Genomic DNA, 18,065 nt, shown 5'->3' with positions numbered 1-18,065 from the left:
ATTTCAAGATTCGTTCATTTTTCCTTATCTTCCCTTTGCTCTTTTAATACCTTGGTCAAGGCGGGAAGGAATTTCCAATACCAGGTCGTGAGTTGGACGGCTTTGGCTTCAGGGAAAAGTTCCAAAAAGGACCGTTGGGCGGCTTCCCAAACGGCTGACCCAGGACCATTATCTTTCAAGTTCTGTTGAAAGTCCCTGATCAAAGAAGCCTGGCGAACATGCAAAAGATCGTTCAGAGCTTCCTCGCGAAGATCCTCGTGAAGGACCAGCAAATAGAGGATCAGAATGAGACTTTGGGCCGCCCGGAAGTGTAACTCCGGTTTGGCCTTAAGGCCGACCTTCAGTTGGAGGCCGTTCACGAGAATGAACCGACCTGTTTGGGGGATACGGACCGAATAATCATCGCCAAGATATTTGATGCCGACTTCATGGGGATCCTCCAAAAGCAACTCGACCATCGGATCCGGGACCGCCGCCAAACCGGTCGCATAGGGATTCTTCAGGATGCCCCGATCCGGGCAGAGGAATTCAAGGGACCCCAGGTCTTCCCGATGATAAAGAGGTAAAACGGATTTGGATCCAACGGCGGTCATGGTCCGGCGTTGGAACCCTTGACGGATCAAGGCTTCATGCAGTGATTGCATGGCCTTGCCTCCTTTTTCAACTCCGAATCGGGTTTCTCGCACCAACAACGCAGGTGTCGGTTTTTCCAGGATCGAAAAATAATAAAGTTCGGCGGCTTTTCCGCCTAAAAGAACGGATTGGGTCAAAAGGTCTCGAAGCGCGGGGAGCCAAGGACCGATGGAAGGAACGAGTCTCATGCTATCCTCGGACCTCGAAGCCGTCTTTCGCCAGGAGATCGCGAAGACGCGATCGGGCATCCCCTTGGATCTCAAGGACCTGTCCCCGGACCGTTCCACCGGTACCACAGGCTTTTTTAAGACGACTGGAAAGAACCTCCAATTCCCCTTGACGGCGGGTGAATCCAGAGACCAGGGTCACTATCTTTCCTCCCCGGTCCTTTTTCACGATAGAAAGTCTCAAAGTTTCCATGGCTGCCTTGATAAAAAAAAAGCCCCCTTTGGATTAAAGGGGGCTTCGTTGGTTGCGGGGGCTGGATTTGAACCAGCGACCTTTGGGTTATGAGCCCAACGAGCTACCAGGCTGCTCCACCCCGCGTCTTTTTGGCGCTCATCGCGCCTGGAATTTTGGTGCCGAGACCCGGAATCGAACCGGGACGGGCTTTAGGCCCGAGGGATTTTAAGTCCCTTGCGTCTGCCAGTTCCGCCATCTCGGCTCGGCCCAGCTCGCTTTCCCGAACAATGCCGCGGGGGAACCTAAGACTTTCCCAAAAAAATTCGACTTCGAACAAGTGGACGAAAGAAGGGTTAGGATATCGGCCTCCCGATGTCAAGTCAACCGGGAAAGCGTCAATGTTCGGAAGGAGCGGCGGAAAAGCGATAGATGATCTCTCCGGGCTTTGCCAGGTTCAATTCCTCGCGGGCCTGTTTTTCAATGACCGAAGGATCATTTTGATAAGCTTGGTATTCCGCATGGCCGCGCATGATATCGGCCTTCAATTGTCCGACTTCCTTCTGGAGTTGGGCCTTATCCTCGTGAAGTTTATAAAGATTCCAAAGTCCCCTGTTCCCGCCAATGAAAAGATATATCCCGGCCAGGACGAGCAAGGCCCCGATCCATTTTCTCTGGGAATTTTTCATCGATGTTCCCATGGCCGCAAAAACTCTCGCCAAGTACGATTCCTTTCGCGCTCCAAGTTTTCTAAAAACCCCGAAAGGTCCTTATCCTTGAAGGTTATTTTATATTTTAAAAAGGCCTTTTCAAGGGCAACACTTTGTAAGGCAAAAATGGAGGTCGGTCCGACGAAGAACCAAAGAGGCCAGAAGATCGTGAATACAGTTGCCAAAATTCCAATACTTGTCAAATAGAGGATATTCTTGGCACCCGAATCCCAAGCCAGTAGGAATGACCGGTAAAAAACCTTTGAAATGGGGGCGTTTTGAAAAAAAAGAACCGGCCAAAGATAGAACCCGATCAATATCCAAAAGATAAGGATCCAAACTATCCCGATGACTAACCCATAGTTCAGTATTCGATGTGGCAAAGGATGGAACCATAGGAACTGAAGGTTGAAAGCGCCTAATATCGCCACGAGCCAAAAGATCCCGGCGACCGCCATTCCTTTGGCCCAAAAAAATGAGTACCCATCAAGAATATCCATCCAGGCGCTTTTCCGGTCCATGCAATTCTTGAAAACCCCATAGGCCCATCCGATTGAAACTACGGATTCGGAAAGAACGAAAAAAAATATTAAAAAGGGCTTTAATATCCCCAGAGGCGATGTCCAGATCAAAGACCATAGCCAAGCGATCCCTAACGCAAGAAGGGCCCACCCCAAATTGAGTAATAGTAAGAATCCGAATTGATCGTAATAGGACCAGAACCAAGTGCGAAACACTTCTGAAGGAGGAAGGGAAACTTGCAGTTTTTCTTCATCGAAAGGAACAAGCATATTTGGATCAGCATCCAAATTTTAGGCCAGCTCTTTCTCGAATTTGGGGATGGCTTTTTTGAGTTCTAACCGTCCACGTCCTAGATTGCCATCTAGATTGATGGCCAAGGTGACAAAATAATTTTGCCCGACCATCATCATGATCATGGTGGCCTTGTCCGTCGTGATCAATATCTCCGCTGTATTTCCCAATCCAAAATTGGAGGATGCGCGCATCGCGTTCTTGATGATACTGGAGTATTCCGCACCGACGGCATTGATATCGAACGAGGTATTATGAGAGATTTGGTCGATGACAATTCCGTCCATCCCGACCAATCCGGCCCCAATGGCGCCTTCAACATTCGACAGTGTTTCTTCCAATATTTTTTTGAAATCCATGGCCTTCCCAAAAAGCATCTGCGGGGATGTACAAGAGGAACAATGTTATGTTTTTTAGGCTGAGAAAACTACAAGATTTTTTCGAGTTTTTTCTGGGCCGAATCCAGGGCCAATCTTAAAAGCCCGAGGTTTGTTCTGCTGTTGGCCAACACGACAAGAATATATTTGGCAAAAGAAACCAGTAAAATGTGACCGGTTTCAGCCGTGACCAGGACCTGATTGATCTTCCCCTGGTTCAATTGAGAAACCGAGCGGTGAGTGCTTTCAAAGATGGCCGCCGCCTGTTTTCCATGATCCGCATTGTTCCCGCTCTCCCCTAACGCAACCAAAAGAGCCCCTTTGGAATCGGTGATGAAGCTTCGCATGATGCCTTCCACGGAGCTAAGGTCCGCCAGGATTCCCTTATAGCCATCCACCTTGTCGGCAGGGATAACTTCCATGTCTTTCGAAACCGCAGAAGCCTTTGTCGACCCCGAAGAACTTGCGGTCGGAGCAGGTTCCGAAGGAATAACAGAATCACCGGAATTTGGCGGGGCTTTCGTGTTTGGAGTCGCTCTTTTTTTATCTTCGACCACAACATCATCTTTCCCTCCACGTCTCATAACTTGGAGGATCTCATCGCTAGTGAACTTCGAGTCGTCTTCTTTCTTAGGTTTTCCGAATTGTTTTGTTTCGACCGTTTCCTCAAGGACGTCTTCCTTTTGGTCCGGGGGTTTTGTGAACTCGCTTTTCTTCAATCCGGATCCCGAGACCTCTTTGGAATTTTCCTTCTGTTGCTTTTCGACGACCTCCGCCAATTTCTGCCGCAGCATCAGGTTTTGTGGGTCATTTCCCAAAAGCTCTTGGTAGACCTCAATAGCTTTGTCAAAGTGTCCCTGTTTGAGATAAAGTTCGGCGATCGTAACGGAAGCGGTTGAATCTTTTGTACCCGTCTTTTTTTCTATCGCGGCCGTTTCTTTTTTGTCTGCTTTTGGATTTTTTTGCTGGGATGCCGCTTTCTCAATGGCCTGGCGCAAAGATTCTTGGACCTGTTCATCATCCGGGTTCAGCGTCAAGACCTTTTGGAATTCCTCAATGGCGGCCTGATGCTCCCCTTTTTGGATAAAAAGCGATCCCAATAATGAATGGGCCTGGATATTTTCCGGATCGGAATCAAGGACCTTCTTGAACTCAGTTTGGGCCTCGTCGGTCTTTCCTTGATCTTGAAAAACCCGGCCCAAGACTACTCTTGCGCTAGTGTAATTGGGATGCTTTTCGAGCCCTCTTTTGCAGATAGAAAGAGCTTCATCAAGTTGACCCGATTTCCGATAGTTGTCTGCAAGGGGGGCAAAAACGAGGGAGTCTGGATTTTCTTCGAGTTTTTTCTTCAGTTCGGCGATTTCGGGGGAGAGGGTATCCTTGGCCATGAGCCTAAATTAACTCTCTTGCTTCAGCCTGGAGCCGGGTTAAGGCCGAAAGGATTGTGGACCGGGGAATATTTTTTCGAATGTTAACAAGGCCTATTTTTCTTGTCAATACAAATTGGACTTGGCCATTTTTCGACTTTTTGTCTAATGCCATTATTTTGAGAAGCCGATTGTTATCCAACTTGGGGAGCGCACGGAAGAGACCCAGTGACTGCAGAAGCTTTACTTGTCGATCAACGATTTCTTGACCACAAAGTCCCAATGAGGACGAAAGCAACCCCGCAAACCACATTCCGTAGGAAATTGCCTCGCCGTGGGTCAGATATTCGTATTCAAAATAGGACTCGAGGGCGTGTCCTAAGGTATGGCCATAATTCAACACAGCTCTCAGTCCGCCTTCCCTTTCGTCACGCGAAACAACATCGGCTTTAATCGCACAAGAGCGAGCGATGATATACCGAAGAAACTTTGAATCACGGCTCAATATCGGCTGTTTATTCGCCTCCATAAAACTGAACAAATTCTCGTCCCGAATAACTCCATATTTGACAACCTCTGCCAAGCCGGAAATGAATTGTCTTTGGGGAAGTGTTTTAAGAGCGTCCGGATCTATCAAAACTGCTTTGGGTTGATAAAAGGCACCAATCAGATTCTTGGTCCCGCAGAAATCGATTGCGGTTTTTCCACCAATACCGGCATCGACCTGTGCAAGCAGTGTCGTTGGACATTGGATATAGGGTATCCCACGCATATATAAAGAAGCGGCCAAGCCGGTCATATCGCCGATTACGCCACCACCTAAGGCGACCAAACCCGAATCACGATTAAACCCAAATTCCGCCATTTTTCTTAAGATAGCGAAAAGAGTTTTCTCATTCTTCCTTGTTTCCGAATCATTTACAAATATCTTTTGAACTGGAATCCCCTGCCTTGAGAGCCAGGTGGCCAGTTGCCTTCCATGGACACGATATATTTTCTTTGATGCGACGATTGCCGTCTTCCTGGGGAAAAAATGGCGGACGAGCCCCTTTTCTGGATTTTTGAGCATTCCAGCCCGGACAAATATTGGATAACCGTTTCTTCCGAGGGAAAGATCGATTCGAAAGGTCAAGGCTCGAGCTCCAAAAATCTTTGGATTTATTGAGAAGAATTCTTCATTAGCAATTTCTTCAGGAGTAGTTTACAGGATTGGGCTGGGGTTCTTTCATCTGTTCGGATCATAATATCGGCCATGGAATAGAGTTTTTCTCGGCTTGAAAAAAGATTTTTAAATTCGGGAGTTGGTTTTTTTGAAATTCCGACCAGAGGTCTTTGAGTTCTCTTTTTAACGACCCTCTTCCAAACTGTGTTAAATTTCACCCTAAGCCAAACGACCTTCCCCCATCGCCTTAATCGCCGACGGTTTTCAGGGTCGGCCCAAGCCCCCCCGCCGGTGGCCAAAACAACTGATTTTTTTTTTGTGAGAACACGCACTCCTTGGCGCTCTATTTTTCGAAAATATTTTTCGCCTTTCGATTTGAAGATCACATGTATCGGTGACCGAGCTTTTTGCTCGATCCAATGGTCTAAATCATAAAAACCAATATTCAAAACTTTAGCTATTTTTTTACCAACAACGGATTTTCCAGACCCCATGAACCCGATCAGCACAATATTCTTTGAATCGGGGATCCGGGTTTTCAAATTAGTAATTTTTGAGATGATTTAAATATTGGCTATATCGCTTTTTTATCTCGGCCATGAAGTCGCCACCCATTTTTTCTAAAAAAGCGTCCATCAAGACCCAAGCAGCGACCGATTCGCCTATGACCGAAGCGGCCGGTAAAGCACAAACATCAGACCTCTCATAAGCCGCCTTGAGGACTTTCTTTGTATTGATATCCACCGACCGGAGGGGGGTTTTCAAGGTCGAAATGGGTTTTTTAGCAACCCGGATCACAATCGTTTCTCCATTGCTCATCCCCCCCTCGATGCCTCCAGCTCGATTTGTCGGATGGAAAAAACCATTCTTTCGTGAATAGGCGATCTCGTCATGGACCTTGGAACCGTAATTGAGGGAATTTTCGAAACCGGATCCGATCTCCACGCCTTTGACCGCTTGGATGCTCATCATGGCTTGAGCAAACCGTCCGTCCAATTTCCGGTCCCATTGAACGTGACTACCCAGACCCGCCGGAACACCCGTGATCCTAATTTCAAATATCCCGCCCAAGGTGTCTCCCTTGGATTTGGCTTGATCGATGGCCTGGATCGCTTTTTGCTCCGCGGAATGGTCTAACATCCTCACCGGCGAACGGTCTGCCAAAGTATTGAGGGACTTCTCATTAAATTTCATCGCTTTGGCGGTCACCGGTCCCAGGGCCAAGACAAAACTTTGCACCTGGATCCCGAAAGAAGCCAGGAATTTCTTCGCCACCGCTCCGGCCGCGACCCGAATTGTCGTTTCACGGGCGCTTGCCCTCTCAAGGATGTTGCGAAGGTCCCGATGGTCGTATTTCAATCCGCCGGGCAGGTCCGCGTGTCCCGGTCGCGGACGGACCAATGCGCGCTCGATCGTCCCTTCCCCGATCTCGGGGGACATGATCCTTTCCCAGTTCTCATAGTCCTTATTCTCGACCCAAAGGGTGATGGGCGAACCTAAGGTCTTCCCTTTCCGAACGCCGGAAAGAATCTCGACCCGGTCCGTTTCAATACTCATACGACCACCCCGACCATAGCCTTTTTGACGGCGAGCTAGATCTCGATCGATCTCCTCCGGAAGAACGGAAAGGTGAGCGGGAATACCCTCCAGGATGGCGATCAACCCTTTTCCGTGGGATTCACCGGCTGTCAAATAACGAATTGGCAATTTCAAACTCCATAACTTCAGCGTTGTGGCAAAAAAAAAGCGCCTTTGCAGGCGCTTTTAAAAGGTTAAGTTTAATCCTCTAAGATAGTTGGAGTGATGAAGATGATAAGTTCCTGCTTCCTATTCACCTTCTCGTGATCTTGGAACAACCCCCCAATGATCGGGATACTCGAAAGAAGGGGAACACCATTGACTTGATCCGTGGAAACCTCCCGAACCAACCCCCCAATCACGATTGTTTCACCATTTTTTGTTGTCAACTTCGTCGTTGCGGTCTGGACGTTAGTGGGTGGAGGGCCGCTGGGTGGTGCTGGCCCCGACTGCGATGTGATGGAGGCATTGATATCCGTGGTAATTCTTCCATCATCAGTAATAAGCGGTGTTACTTTAAGGTCGATTGGTAGTCCCACTTGTTGAAAAGTAGTGGTTGTTTGAATACCGACATTCGGCACAGTCGTGTCGGTCTTTTGTGTAATGATGACGTTCTCAGTTTCCTGGATTTCGGCCGGATGACCACTTTGCGTCGCAACCCTTGGGCGCGAAACTACTTTTCCCTTTTTCTTCGTGACAATCGCTTCAATAGTCGCGTTGATGTTCAACCCACTCCGCACAGTGCCAAAGGTAAGGATTCCAGCCACCCCATTCGAAGGCACTTGGCTTACGCCTGCGGTGAACGTGGGATCTCCAGTTGTCTTATTCCCTTTCCAATTGACGCCAATACCAAGATCATTTTCATCATCGACTTCGATAATACTGGATTCAATCAGGACTTGGGCCGGCTTTGCGTCCAACTCTTTGATTAGCTCCAAAAGAACACCCATGTTTGATGCTGTTTCCCATATCACCAAACTATTTCCATTTATTTGAATCGACCCAACGGCCGATATATAAGGCTTAAGAACCGTACTAACACTTGTTGGATCCGCATAATTCAACTTTACGACACGCGTAATTTTATCGCTGGCCGAATCACTATCTAGTTTCAAATCTTTAATTGCTTTTTTGTAACCATCAATGTCTGCACTTGTTCCGTTAAGAACAATTACATTTCTGCTGGGATCGATGATTGAATTGACAGCGTTTGAAGTCGGAAGTATTTGTCGGACCATAAGGTCCAAATTAGCAGAATTAAGCCCCCCCGCTGGCGTGACTAACTCTGTAACATGTGGAAGATTCGCTTTTGCCTGCTTCAAAACAGCCTGTTGCCCAATTCTTAACGTATTCCCTTGAAGATCATAATCATAGTTACCAGGAGAAAGAAGATCCGAAAGGGCAGCTTTAAACGGTATGTTTTTAAATTTTTGAGAAACAATTCCGTTGAGAGGGCCGCCTACAAAGTTAATATCAAACCCAGCTTCAGATACCAGCGTCTTGACAACAAGATTGATATCCGCACTCTCCACATCAAGGGAAACCAATTGATTAAGATTTCCTTTTTTTTCATTATCCTTAACGACCGGCTCGGGGGCAGAAAGAGAAACAACTATTTGATTGAGGTCTCGGTCCACCTGATACGTTGTTCCAGGAAGGATCGAAAGAAGGATTTCGGTCATGGGAGAGAATCCTTGGCGTATCTGCCGAAATTCGATCGAGAGTAGCCCTCCTTGCTTGGCCTCGACTGCGTCACTTTTAAAAGACTTTACTTTTGAAGAAATTTCAAGTTTGGTGTCGTTTAAATGGATAATTAGCCTTTCAGGCTGTGTCAATTTGCGAACCGTATATTTTGAAGGCCCATCCGCCGTCAAAACTAATTTCAATCCACTATTGGTTGGCCGTATGGAAGCATCGATAAGCCTTGAAAAAATGTTCTTTTCGTGACTCTCTTTGTTGGCCTGGATTTTCGCCCCAGTCTCATTGGCTTTCTCCTCAGACGATCCTGACTCAAGAGCAAAACCATTGTCATTTTTTATAAGCTTGAATGATTTTAAACCTCTTCCATCAACTACCAACCAAGCGGTAGTCCCGTGCATTGAAGAGCGAATTTGCGAGATACGCTCTCCACCAAGTTTGATAAGGGATTTAATTTGAAGTTTTGTATTCTTGAATTTGAAAACAATCTTAGAATCGCTTGAATCTTCTGACGGTTCAGGAAGAGCTTTTCCGATGATCTCCAATGATTCATCTGGGCTTCCCACATGGTTTATTTGGGCGATTGAACTTTCGTCATCATTTTTCTTGATCTTTGACTGATCACCCTTTGGCTTAATTGGTTCCTTTTTTGTGTCTTCCGAATTGGCGACAACCTTCGGTTTTTCTCCTCCACTTAAATCAATGTCAAGATCGGCCGCCAAACCAAAACTAAACATCAAAAAGAACAGGACAAACAGGAGCATTTTATTTTGACCCAAACATCTCATTTAAATTCTCCTTTATCTTTCTCGAGAACAAGCGACCTTCTGGTCCCCTTGGATCAAGATTACTTTGCTATCCGTTATGTCACCTATTACACCGTCAATAAGCTCGTTCGAGTCACTGTAAAGCCTTCTTGATTTCAAAGTATAACGAATGCTTGGATTCCCTTTCCAGGCAAAGAGTCCATAAGTTTCACCATTCATTACTATGGTTCCGTGGAATTCCAAATCGGCGATTGAAATTTGTGTGGGCCGATCCATGTTGTCCAATGGCACAAAAGGGTCTCTTCCTTTGTAGGTCGGAACATAAGGAACGGTTATAGAAAAATTGACAAAGACCGGTTCTGGAACATCCTGTTGCTGACAAAAGGATCGATCCAATATCAGGGAAAAAAACATCAAAAGAAAAATACTGAGCATTTTCATTTTGCTTGCACTCCACATACTGTCATTTGGGCGGAAATAGTTATTTTTGGATCATCGGTTGAACCCAAAGGCGTAACCGAGAGGTCCTTTGCAATCATGAGAAATCCGCTATTGAGACTTATCTCTTTTAAGAACCGCAATAGACCATCGAAATTCGTAGAAATCCTTACGATAGCGGGAAGTTCCACAAAAACATCCCTAGAACTAGGACCGGTATTCATGTTGAAATTAGTCAAGTAAACACCCGAACGGTTTTGTATGAGCCCAATGGCTTCAACCAATTTAGACTTGTCAATCGTTTTTGGGATCCGATTTTGCACCCACTCCAATTCACGCTGAACTGTATCCGCCCGCTTTTTAAATTCAGCATACTTCGCAACGATCTTTTTTGCGTCTTCTAAGTCCTTTTTTTTCTCTTCCAAAGTACTGCGCAATTTTTCTATTTCAGCCATTTTTGGTTTTAATAAAAATTGATAGTAGGCAAAAACCAATCCGCAAACCAAGATCACACCAAGGATGAGGTATTGTTGAATGGGGGTCAATTTCATTGATTTGAATCCATTACTCTAAAATCAATGGTGAATTGGCGCATTTTGGAATTGATTCCAACCACCGCAGCCGGATTGGTTTCGTCAAACAATATGTCTTTCACTAATCCCTGCGATTTTTGAAAATTTTTCCAAAAATTTCGATAGCCCTGGTCGGTAAAGGAATTACCTTTGACTGTGAATTTATTCGAATCATTTCCAGTACCTTGCGTAATCGCTGTTATCCAAACACCATCGGGCATATTTAAAGCAATTAGGTCAACGGCAACAAGAACCTTTCTTTGGGTTTCCGTGATCGTTCCAATTGTCTTTTTAGCAGCCGCTAGGCTCGCCTCTTTCCCTTCCAAATCTTTTACTTCGTTGATTTTATCCTGATAACTTTCCGACTCTTTTCGAACTTCCTCGATTTGTTTGTTCAAATCATTAACAACTCTTACTTTTTGGACATAAAAATACGCCAGAGTTAAAACCACAAATGCTAAAACACCTATCCCGCCCAAAATAAAAATAAATTCTTGGCGCTTTTTTTTCTCTTTAACGGGAACTAGATTGATTCTAATCACGTTTATTTTTCCCCTTGACGCAAAGCAAGCCCTAAACAAACTCCCATGTGATATTCCTTTTCGGAAAGGGCTTCAGCCTTTGCGTCTTTTTTGTTCAGTTCCAAATTTCTGAATGGGGAAAAAAGCTCTACAGGGATACCCAATTTATTGGCCAAAAACCTATTTACATTCTTCAGTCTGGCGCTTCCACCAAGTAATATCACTCTCTCGACCGTTTTTTTCCTAGCTTGGGTTTCATAATAATCGAACGAGCGTCTAATTTCCCCCAAGAGTTTATTCAAGATCGGAGTCATGACATCCGACATCCTAAGCACCCTGTCATCTTTTTGGGAAACGGTCGACAAACTAAAATCATCTTCTTCCATGGAAATTGCTCCATGGGATTTTTTCAGCTCCTCTGCTTCTGAAAACTTTATATTAAACTCTTTTTGAATTTCTCTAGTGAATTCGTTTCCCGCAACCGGAACATCCCGCGTAAATCGAGTGTTTTTGCCCTCGAGAATATTGATCGTAGTTAGAGAAGCTCCCAGGTTTATCAACGCTACTGTTTCATCACTATCTTCGACTTTGTTAATTTCAAAAGCGTTTTGAAGGGCAAAAGCATCAATATCAATTATTCTGGGTATCAGCCCCAAGCTCTTTAGGGTAGAAAGGTGTTGATCGACCACATCCACTTTTGCCGCTACCAAGAGAACATCTAATTTTTTTTGCCCATCTTCCTGCGTCTCACCCAAAATCTGAAAATCAAGGACCACCTGATCGATATTCAAAGGAATGTATTGCTCAGCCTCTTTCGAAATTGCTCCACGAAGTTCTTCCGGAGTCATGAATGGTAGTTTTACATAACGGATGATCACCGAGTCACCGGATAAAGAAGTGACAACATTTTTCGTTTTTATTCCGGTATCTTTGAATAGTTTTTTAATTGAATCGGCCAATAGGCCTTTTTGTCCGTCAAATACTTTCGTATCAGCTGAATCTCTCGGGATTTCGATCATCCCACCGTTGACCAAATGAAATTGACCATTCTGGCTCCTGACCTGAATAGCCTTAATGCTGGAGGAACCTATATCCAATCCGACTATGTTCTTGGAAAAGAGAGACATTTTTTTCCTAGTTTGCCTTTTTTAAAACATCTGCCTGTGTTGATTCTAAAAAACTTAGCTTTAAAACCAAAATATTATGTTTGAAAAGGCCATGAAAATAGTTTATTGGGGAATGCCAAATGAAAGGAACACAGGAAGGAAAAAGACTGGGGCTTGAAGAGTCGGCTGGTACGGCTTGAATTTTACAAATCGATAAGAGTTGTAAAGGCGTCGGAAAAATATTTCCACCTCTTGTTTGAGGTTAAAACAATGGGCGGCTTATACCGCCCATTGTTTTTCGCGGCCAAAATTTCCTTAATTATTCAAAACCATAGAAGGAATAAGGAATGCCTTTTGAATCCTTGACAGTGCTGTTTACATAAACATTCCCCAAGCCAGAATCATACATCCAGCCCGTAGCGCTACCTGTCGGAACCTGGCTTTGACCGGTCAAAGCCACACCGCTCCCCGAAGGGCTAGTCGCATTGGCAACGAACGCCCCCGTCACTTTAACGGGCGAAATGTTGTCCAAATAGCGGCTGAAAGCGTACGTGCTAAAAGAGTTCAACGTGGTAGGCCAAATACCCTGTTGATCCCCATAATAAATCGAAGCGGCGGATTTCAAGGAACCTAAGTTTCCTTTGGTTGATCCTTCGCGCGACTTTTCCAACATTTGCGCAAACCGCGGAATAGCGATTGCGGCCAAAATACCGATGATCGCGACAACGATCATCAGTTCAATAAGGGTAAACCCCTTGTTCTTCAAACGAATCATAACTACCTCCATTTTTCTAGGCCTAATTTTCGACCCATTAAGCCTGTACAAATTTTACCTTTACGGAACTTTTTTTGTCAACTTGAGCCTTACCCGACAACATTTCCGATTTCAAACATCGGCATAAACATGGCAACAACAATAAAACCAATTGTTACCCCAAGAAAAACGATCAAAATCGGCTCAATAATGGACGTAAGACCTTCAACGGCAGCATCAACTTCATCTTCATAAAAATCTGCGATTTTAGACAACATCGTGTCCAAAGCACCTGTTTCTTCTCCGACATTGATCATTTGAGTGACCATTGGCGGGAAAACCTTACTTTCCTTCAAAGGCTGGGTAAGAGTTTTCCCCTCTCTTACCGAATCCCGGGCATTGAAAATGGCCCTTTCCAAAACCAAATTTCCCGAAGTCTTGGCAACCGTTTCTAATGCATCCATGATCGGAACCCCTGATTTGATCAGTGTTCCCAGGGTCCTTGCGAACTTTGCAACGGACGCTTTTTGAGCCAATATTCCAAAAATAGGCAATCCCAATATCATTTTGTCCCAGTTATAGGCGCCCGTCTTGGTTTTGCGATACAGAGCAACGGCGACCCACACTAATGCAAAAAAGACGAGTAAAAGAAGTGCTTTTTTGCTAGATAGAAAATCGCTCACATTAATCAAAAATTGGGTCGGCGCCGGTAGCTTGGCACCAAAAGAAGCAAAAACATCGCGAAATGTCGGCACAACCTTCACCATCAAAAATATAACAACCAAAACCGCGACTGACATGACCACCACTGGGTACATCATGGCCGATTTAACTTTCCTCGCGACGCCTTCTGCCTTTTCAAGGTACTCGGACAATCGTTCAAAAATGACATCCAAAATACCCCCTTGTTCTCCCGCTTTGACCATATTGACATAGAGGGTATTAAAGACTTTTGGGAACTTTGCCATAGCTTCGGATAAAGGAACACCGTTTGAAATATCATCACGAACTTTGGTCATGACCGTTCGAAATTCCGGATTCTCCGCCTGTTCTGCAACGATCGTCAATCCTTGAAGGATCGGAAGCCCAGCATTGACCATAGTGGAGAATTGACGACTGAAAACGACGATATCCTTCGTGGTTACTTTTCCGCCTTTTTTTGTCAGGGAGGCTAGGAAAGCATCGATGCTGTTCAGCGCCGAAATGGAAACGATCTCTAAACGCTTCTGTCGGATCGCGGCGGCAGCGGACGCCTCATTCTGTGCATCAATCGTCCCATCCACTACCTTGCCCATACTGTTCTTGGCTTTGTACTTAAATGTTGGCACAGTTCCCCTTAAAAAAAGAAAGTCCTAAATTACACCTTTGATCATCCGCTGAAGTTCCTTGGGATCCAAGGTTCTGGAAAAAATCTCGTTATAGGTCACCAATTGCTTTTGGTAGAGCTCGAAAAGGGATTGGTTCATGGTTTGCATCCCGTACTCGGTTCCGGTTTGCATGGATGAATATATCTGATGGATCTTTTCCTCGCGGATCAGGTTACGAACAGCCGCCGTGGGGATCAGAACTTCAATGCCCATGCAACGACCGGATCCATAAGCTTTAGGCAGGAGTTGCTGGGAAAGCACGGCTTGAAGCACGAATGAACTCTGAGCCCGGATCTGCTGTTGTTGTCCCGCCGGGAAAACGTCGATGATACGGTTAATGGTTTGGATAGCGTCGACCGTATGCAAGGTTGCAAAGACCAAATGGCCCGTTTCGGCGATGGTCAAGGCGGCATTGACGGTTTCCAGATCGCGCATTTCCCCGATGAGGATCACGTCAGGATCTTGACGAAGTGCATATTTGAGCGCCGTGGCGAAAGTGTGGGTATCGGTCCCGACTTCCCGCTGGTTCACAATGGAGGACTTGTGGGTATGTACGTACTCGATCGGGTCCTCGATGGTGATGATATGGTGTTGTTGGTTTGTATTGATCCAGTCCAGCATGGCGGCCAAGGTCGTTGACTTCCCTGAACCCGTTGGCCCTGTTACCAATACCAGTCCCTTGGGAAGCTTCACGATGTCCTGGACCACAGCAGGAAGTTTAAGGTCTTCGAAGGAACGGATACTGGTAGGAATGTTACGAAGAGCGGCCGCAACGGCCCCGCGTTGCTGGTAAACGTTCATACGGACACGTCCAACGCCTTCCACACCGAAGGAAACATCCAATTCGTTATCTTTTTCGAATTTCTCCTTTTGTTCATCGGTGAGGATACTATAGATGAGTTGCTGTGTCGTCTCGGGCCTCAACTTTTCATATTCGGTTGGAGTAATGACCCCATCCACGCGGAGCATGGGGGGGGCTCCAGCAGTGATATGAAGGTCGGACGCACCCCGCTCGAACATCAGCCTCAACAATGTGTCGATATTTACCATAGGGTCCGGGAATCTCCTTTATCGATTTGACGGCCCATCAATGCCCTTCATCATCCGCCTCGTCCGCATGGGCCACGCGGAGAAGTTCCTCCACCGTGGTCATCCCTTTGAGGACCTTCTTGACCCCACATTCCCGCAGCGTTTGCATACCACCGGCCCGAGCCAATTTCTTCAATTCAGAGGCGGGTTTTCTCTGGAGAACACCTTTCTTAAAATCCTCGCTCAAGATCATGACCTCGTGGATCGCCATACGGCCTTTATAACCGGTACTGGAACAAGTAGCACATCCCGCTCCACGGTAAAGAGTCACCTTTTCCCCATTTGGATCCATTCCGAGTTCCTCCAGCAACTCCGGGGTCGCTTCAAAGGACTCCTTGCAATCCTTGCAGATACGCCGCAACAAACGCTGAGCCACGACACAATGGACGGTGGACGTGATCAGGAATGGCTCGATCCCCATATTGGTCATGCGAGTGACGGCCCCGGGAGCATCGTTGGTATGAAGGGTCGAAAAAACCAAGTGGCCGGTCAAGGCCGCGTTGATAGCGATCTCACCCGTCTCCTTATCACGGATTTCACCGACCATGATGACATCCGGATCTTGCCGCAAGAAGGATCTCAAGCCCGCCGCAAAGGTCAGGCCAATACCAGCCTTCGCATTGACTTGGTTGATACCAGGCAGGTTGTATTCAACCGGGTCCTCAATAGTGGAGATATTGGTGTCGGGATCATTGATGTAATGGAGCGCCGAGTAAAGCGTTGTGGATTTTCCGGACCCCGTGGGGCCCGTGACCAGGACCAATCCATAAGGTTCCACAATGGCTTTTTCGAATTTCGGAAGAATATCATCCTCGAAACCCAATTTAGGAAGGTCAAGGGAAAGGTTGGAAGAATCCAGGATACGCATGACGATCTTTTCCCCGAATTGAATGGGACAAATGGAAACACGAAGATCGATCTCCTTGCCCAAAACCTTAATCTTGATGCGTCCGTCCTGAGGAAGTCTGCGTTCCGCGATATCCAAGGAAGACATGATCTTGAGGCGGGACGAAATGGCCGCTGATAACTGCCGGGGCGGCGACTGGACTTCGTGGAGCACACCGTCGATCCGGTAACGGCACCGCAGTGATTTCTCGTAGGGTTCAATATGGATGTCACTGGCGCCTGAGCGCACGGCCTCGGTGAGGATCAGGTTCACCAACCGAACCACCGGGGCATCCTCGCCCGCGGCTTCCAGTTTGGAGATGTCCATCTCCTCGGCCTTCTCCTCCATGACCTCCAGGTTATCCCCAGCTCCCATAGAGTTGATGATCTCCTGCATGTCCCCGCCGGCTTCCGCACCTCCGCCACCACCGCCCAAGGCCGCAGCCGACCCATAGTATTTGGATTGCATGGCACGGATCTCGGTCTCGCCTGCAATCGCCGGTTCGACCTCGAACCCCGTCATCATCTTGATATCGTCGATGGCGAATACGTTCAGGGGATCCGCCATGGCCACAGTAAGCTTCTTGTCTTTTTTGACGATGGGGATCAAACAATGGTTGACCGCGATGGATTCGGGGACCGAAAAGACCACATCGTTCGGGATATCGCCTATCTCGGTCAAGTTAACGTGCGGGATGCCTAACTGAGTGCCGACGAATGCCATGATGACGTCCTGAGTGACGTAACCCTGGCTGATCAGAATCTTCTCGAGACGTCCCCCCTTGATCTTCTGCTCATGAAGGGCTTCTTGGAGCTGTTCCTCGCTGATAATGCCTTCATCGACCAGCATTTCGCCGAGGCGCTTTTTCATTGATTCAGGCATGGAAACCCTCGGATGGGAAAGGTGGCGGCAGGAACGGAACTTCGGGAAAAAGTATAAAATCCAAGAATTTTTAAGTCAACGATTGTGGGACCAGGGCCTATCGAACCCTCGATTGGGACAAGCGGTCCAGCAAGGCCCGCTTCATGACCTCCAGCGGAGCCTTCCGGCCGGTCCAAAGTTCCAAAGACAGGGCTCCCTGATGCAGAAGCATCCCCAAACCTCCCAAAGCGGGTAACCCTTGCCGCTTGGCCAGGCGAAGAAAAGCGGTCTCCCGGTGGTAAAGAAGATCGACCACCCAGGTCCCCGGACGTGCCCTTGCCAATCGGATCGGTGAGGGATCCCCAGTATCCAAGCCCAACGAGGTCGTTTGGATGACCCAATCCCGGCTCCGAAGCGCCCTTTCGCTCTCTGCAAGGGGCAGGGCGACCAAGGATAAGCCTCGGAATCGTTCCCGAAGGACGCGGATCATCCTTTCCGAATTTTTAAGGGTCCGGTTCCCGACCCATATCTCCCGCACACCGCTCAAGGCCATGGCATGCCCCACCGCTAGGGCCGATCCTCCGGCCCCGATCAGCAACCCACGGGATCCCTTCAGCTTTTTCCTCCAAGGTCCCAGAGAACGTAGGAATCCCTCACCGTCGGTGGAGGTCCCGATCCAGCGTCCACCTTTTCGATAGACCGTATTGACCGATCCCAGGTCCCGTGCCGCTCCCTCCACTCGATCGATCCAAGGGGAGATCTTCTCTTTATGCGGGACCGTGACGTTGCCACCCAAGACACCGGACGCCCTGAAGCGCTCAAGGGCTTGCGGGATCTCTTCGGACAAAAGATCGATGGGGACAAAGTCCCAGGGAAGGTTCAATGCCCGTAGGGCGGCGTTCTGCATGGCAGGTGAAAAACTATGGCTCACCGGATGACCCATCAAGAAAAGGAAAGGACGGCTCAT

18 protein-coding genes and 2 tRNA genes are annotated in these 18,065 nt (G+C 47.2%); all 20 read right to left on the bottom strand.

Translation table 11 applies throughout. From position 1 onward, the window contains the following. Positions 1–14 precede the first annotated feature (14 nt). Entirely contained in the window at positions 15–644 is a 630-nt protein-coding gene (locus VHE12_02345; GenBank protein ID HVZ79623.1) for a hypothetical protein, read from the bottom strand. Between the two features lie 458 nt (positions 645–1,102). Beyond that, positions 1,103–1,179 (bottom strand) — tRNA-Met (locus VHE12_02340). 30 nt (positions 1,180–1,209) lie between these two features. Continuing rightward, positions 1,210–1,297: transfer RNA gene (locus VHE12_02335), tRNA-Leu, on the bottom strand. 133 nt (positions 1,298–1,430) lie between these two features. After that, positions 1,431–1,721, bottom strand: a complete 291-nt coding sequence (locus VHE12_02330) for a septum formation initiator family protein (GenBank protein ID HVZ79622.1) — start codon at positions 1,719–1,721, stop codon at positions 1,431–1,433. Further along, positions 1,718–2,551 (bottom strand): hypothetical protein, encoded by an 834-nt coding sequence (locus VHE12_02325; GenBank protein ID HVZ79621.1) that lies wholly within the window; start codon positions 2,549–2,551, stop codon positions 1,718–1,720. The genes VHE12_02330 and VHE12_02325 overlap by 4 nt, the downstream gene beginning before the upstream one ends. A 3-nt stretch (positions 2,552–2,554) precedes the next feature. Next, positions 2,555–2,914, bottom strand: coding sequence for a roadblock/LC7 domain-containing protein (locus VHE12_02320; protein HVZ79620.1), 360 nt, complete (start codon positions 2,912–2,914; stop codon positions 2,555–2,557). 68 nt (positions 2,915–2,982) lie between these two features. Continuing rightward, on the bottom strand, positions 2,983–4,320 hold the full coding sequence (locus VHE12_02315) for a tetratricopeptide repeat protein (protein HVZ79619.1): 1,338 nt from the start codon (positions 4,318–4,320) through the stop codon (positions 2,983–2,985). Between the two features lie 4 nt (positions 4,321–4,324). Then, positions 4,325–5,431 carry a 3-dehydroquinate synthase gene (gene aroB / locus VHE12_02310; protein HVZ79618.1) on the bottom strand — a complete coding sequence of 369 codons (1,107 nt, stop codon included), beginning with the start codon at positions 5,429–5,431 and terminating at the stop codon, positions 4,325–4,327. 26 nt (positions 5,432–5,457) lie between these two features. Next, the gene (locus VHE12_02305) at positions 5,458–6,003 is read right to left on the bottom strand and encodes a shikimate kinase (protein ID HVZ79617.1); all 546 of its coding nucleotides are present in this window, start codon (positions 6,001–6,003) and stop codon (positions 5,458–5,460) included. A 1-nt stretch (position 6,004) separates the two neighbouring features. Continuing rightward, positions 6,005–7,162, bottom strand: coding sequence for a chorismate synthase (aroC, locus tag VHE12_02300; GenBank protein ID HVZ79616.1), 1,158 nt, complete (start codon positions 7,160–7,162; stop codon positions 6,005–6,007). Positions 7,163–7,239: 77 nt separating this feature from the next. Further along, the gene (locus VHE12_02295) at positions 7,240–9,525 is read right to left on the bottom strand and encodes a secretin N-terminal domain-containing protein (protein ID HVZ79615.1); all 2,286 of its coding nucleotides are present in this window, start codon (positions 9,523–9,525) and stop codon (positions 7,240–7,242) included. 12 nt (positions 9,526–9,537) lie between these two features. After that, a complete protein-coding gene (locus tag VHE12_02290) occupies positions 9,538–9,945 on the bottom strand; it encodes a hypothetical protein (GenBank protein HVZ79614.1) in 408 nt (135 codons plus the stop codon). Continuing rightward, entirely contained in the window at positions 9,942–10,493 is a 552-nt protein-coding gene (gene pilO, locus VHE12_02285) for a type 4a pilus biogenesis protein PilO (protein ID HVZ79613.1), read from the bottom strand. Before pilO ends, VHE12_02290 begins: the two co-directional genes overlap by 4 nt. Beyond that, positions 10,490–11,056, bottom strand: a complete 567-nt coding sequence (locus VHE12_02280) for a hypothetical protein (GenBank protein HVZ79612.1) — start codon at positions 11,054–11,056, stop codon at positions 10,490–10,492. Before VHE12_02280 ends, pilO begins: the two co-directional genes overlap by 4 nt. 2 nt (positions 11,057–11,058) lie before the next feature. Beyond that, the gene (gene pilM, locus VHE12_02275) at positions 11,059–12,132 is read right to left on the bottom strand and encodes a type IV pilus assembly protein PilM (protein HVZ79611.1); all 1,074 of its coding nucleotides are present in this window, start codon (positions 12,130–12,132) and stop codon (positions 11,059–11,061) included. Positions 12,133–12,460: 328 nt separating this feature from the next. Then, positions 12,461–12,916, bottom strand: coding sequence for a prepilin-type N-terminal cleavage/methylation domain-containing protein (locus VHE12_02270; protein HVZ79610.1), 456 nt, complete (start codon positions 12,914–12,916; stop codon positions 12,461–12,463). Positions 12,917–13,005: 89 nt separating this feature from the next. After that, the gene (locus VHE12_02265; GenBank protein HVZ79609.1) at positions 13,006–14,223 is read right to left on the bottom strand and encodes a type II secretion system F family protein; all 1,218 of its coding nucleotides are present in this window, start codon (positions 14,221–14,223) and stop codon (positions 13,006–13,008) included. A gap of 24 nt (positions 14,224–14,247) precedes the next feature. Next, positions 14,248–15,312, bottom strand: a complete 1,065-nt coding sequence (locus VHE12_02260; GenBank protein HVZ79608.1) for a type IV pilus twitching motility protein PilT — start codon at positions 15,310–15,312, stop codon at positions 14,248–14,250. Between the two features lie 37 nt (positions 15,313–15,349). Further along, positions 15,350–17,107 (bottom strand): type IV-A pilus assembly ATPase PilB, encoded by a 1,758-nt coding sequence (gene pilB, locus VHE12_02255; protein HVZ79607.1) that lies wholly within the window; start codon positions 17,105–17,107, stop codon positions 15,350–15,352. A gap of 109 nt (positions 17,108–17,216) precedes the next feature. Further along, complete coding sequence (gene aroE, locus VHE12_02250; protein ID HVZ79606.1) at positions 17,217–18,065, bottom strand: shikimate dehydrogenase; 849 nt, start codon at positions 18,063–18,065, stop codon at positions 17,217–17,219.

This window comes from bacterium, from assembly GCA_035549195.1.
Lineage (GTDB): Bacteria > Oederibacteriota > Muellerivitia > Muellerivitales > Muellerivitaceae > DASZRK01.
This window is presented reverse-complemented; position numbering and strand designations above follow the sequence as displayed.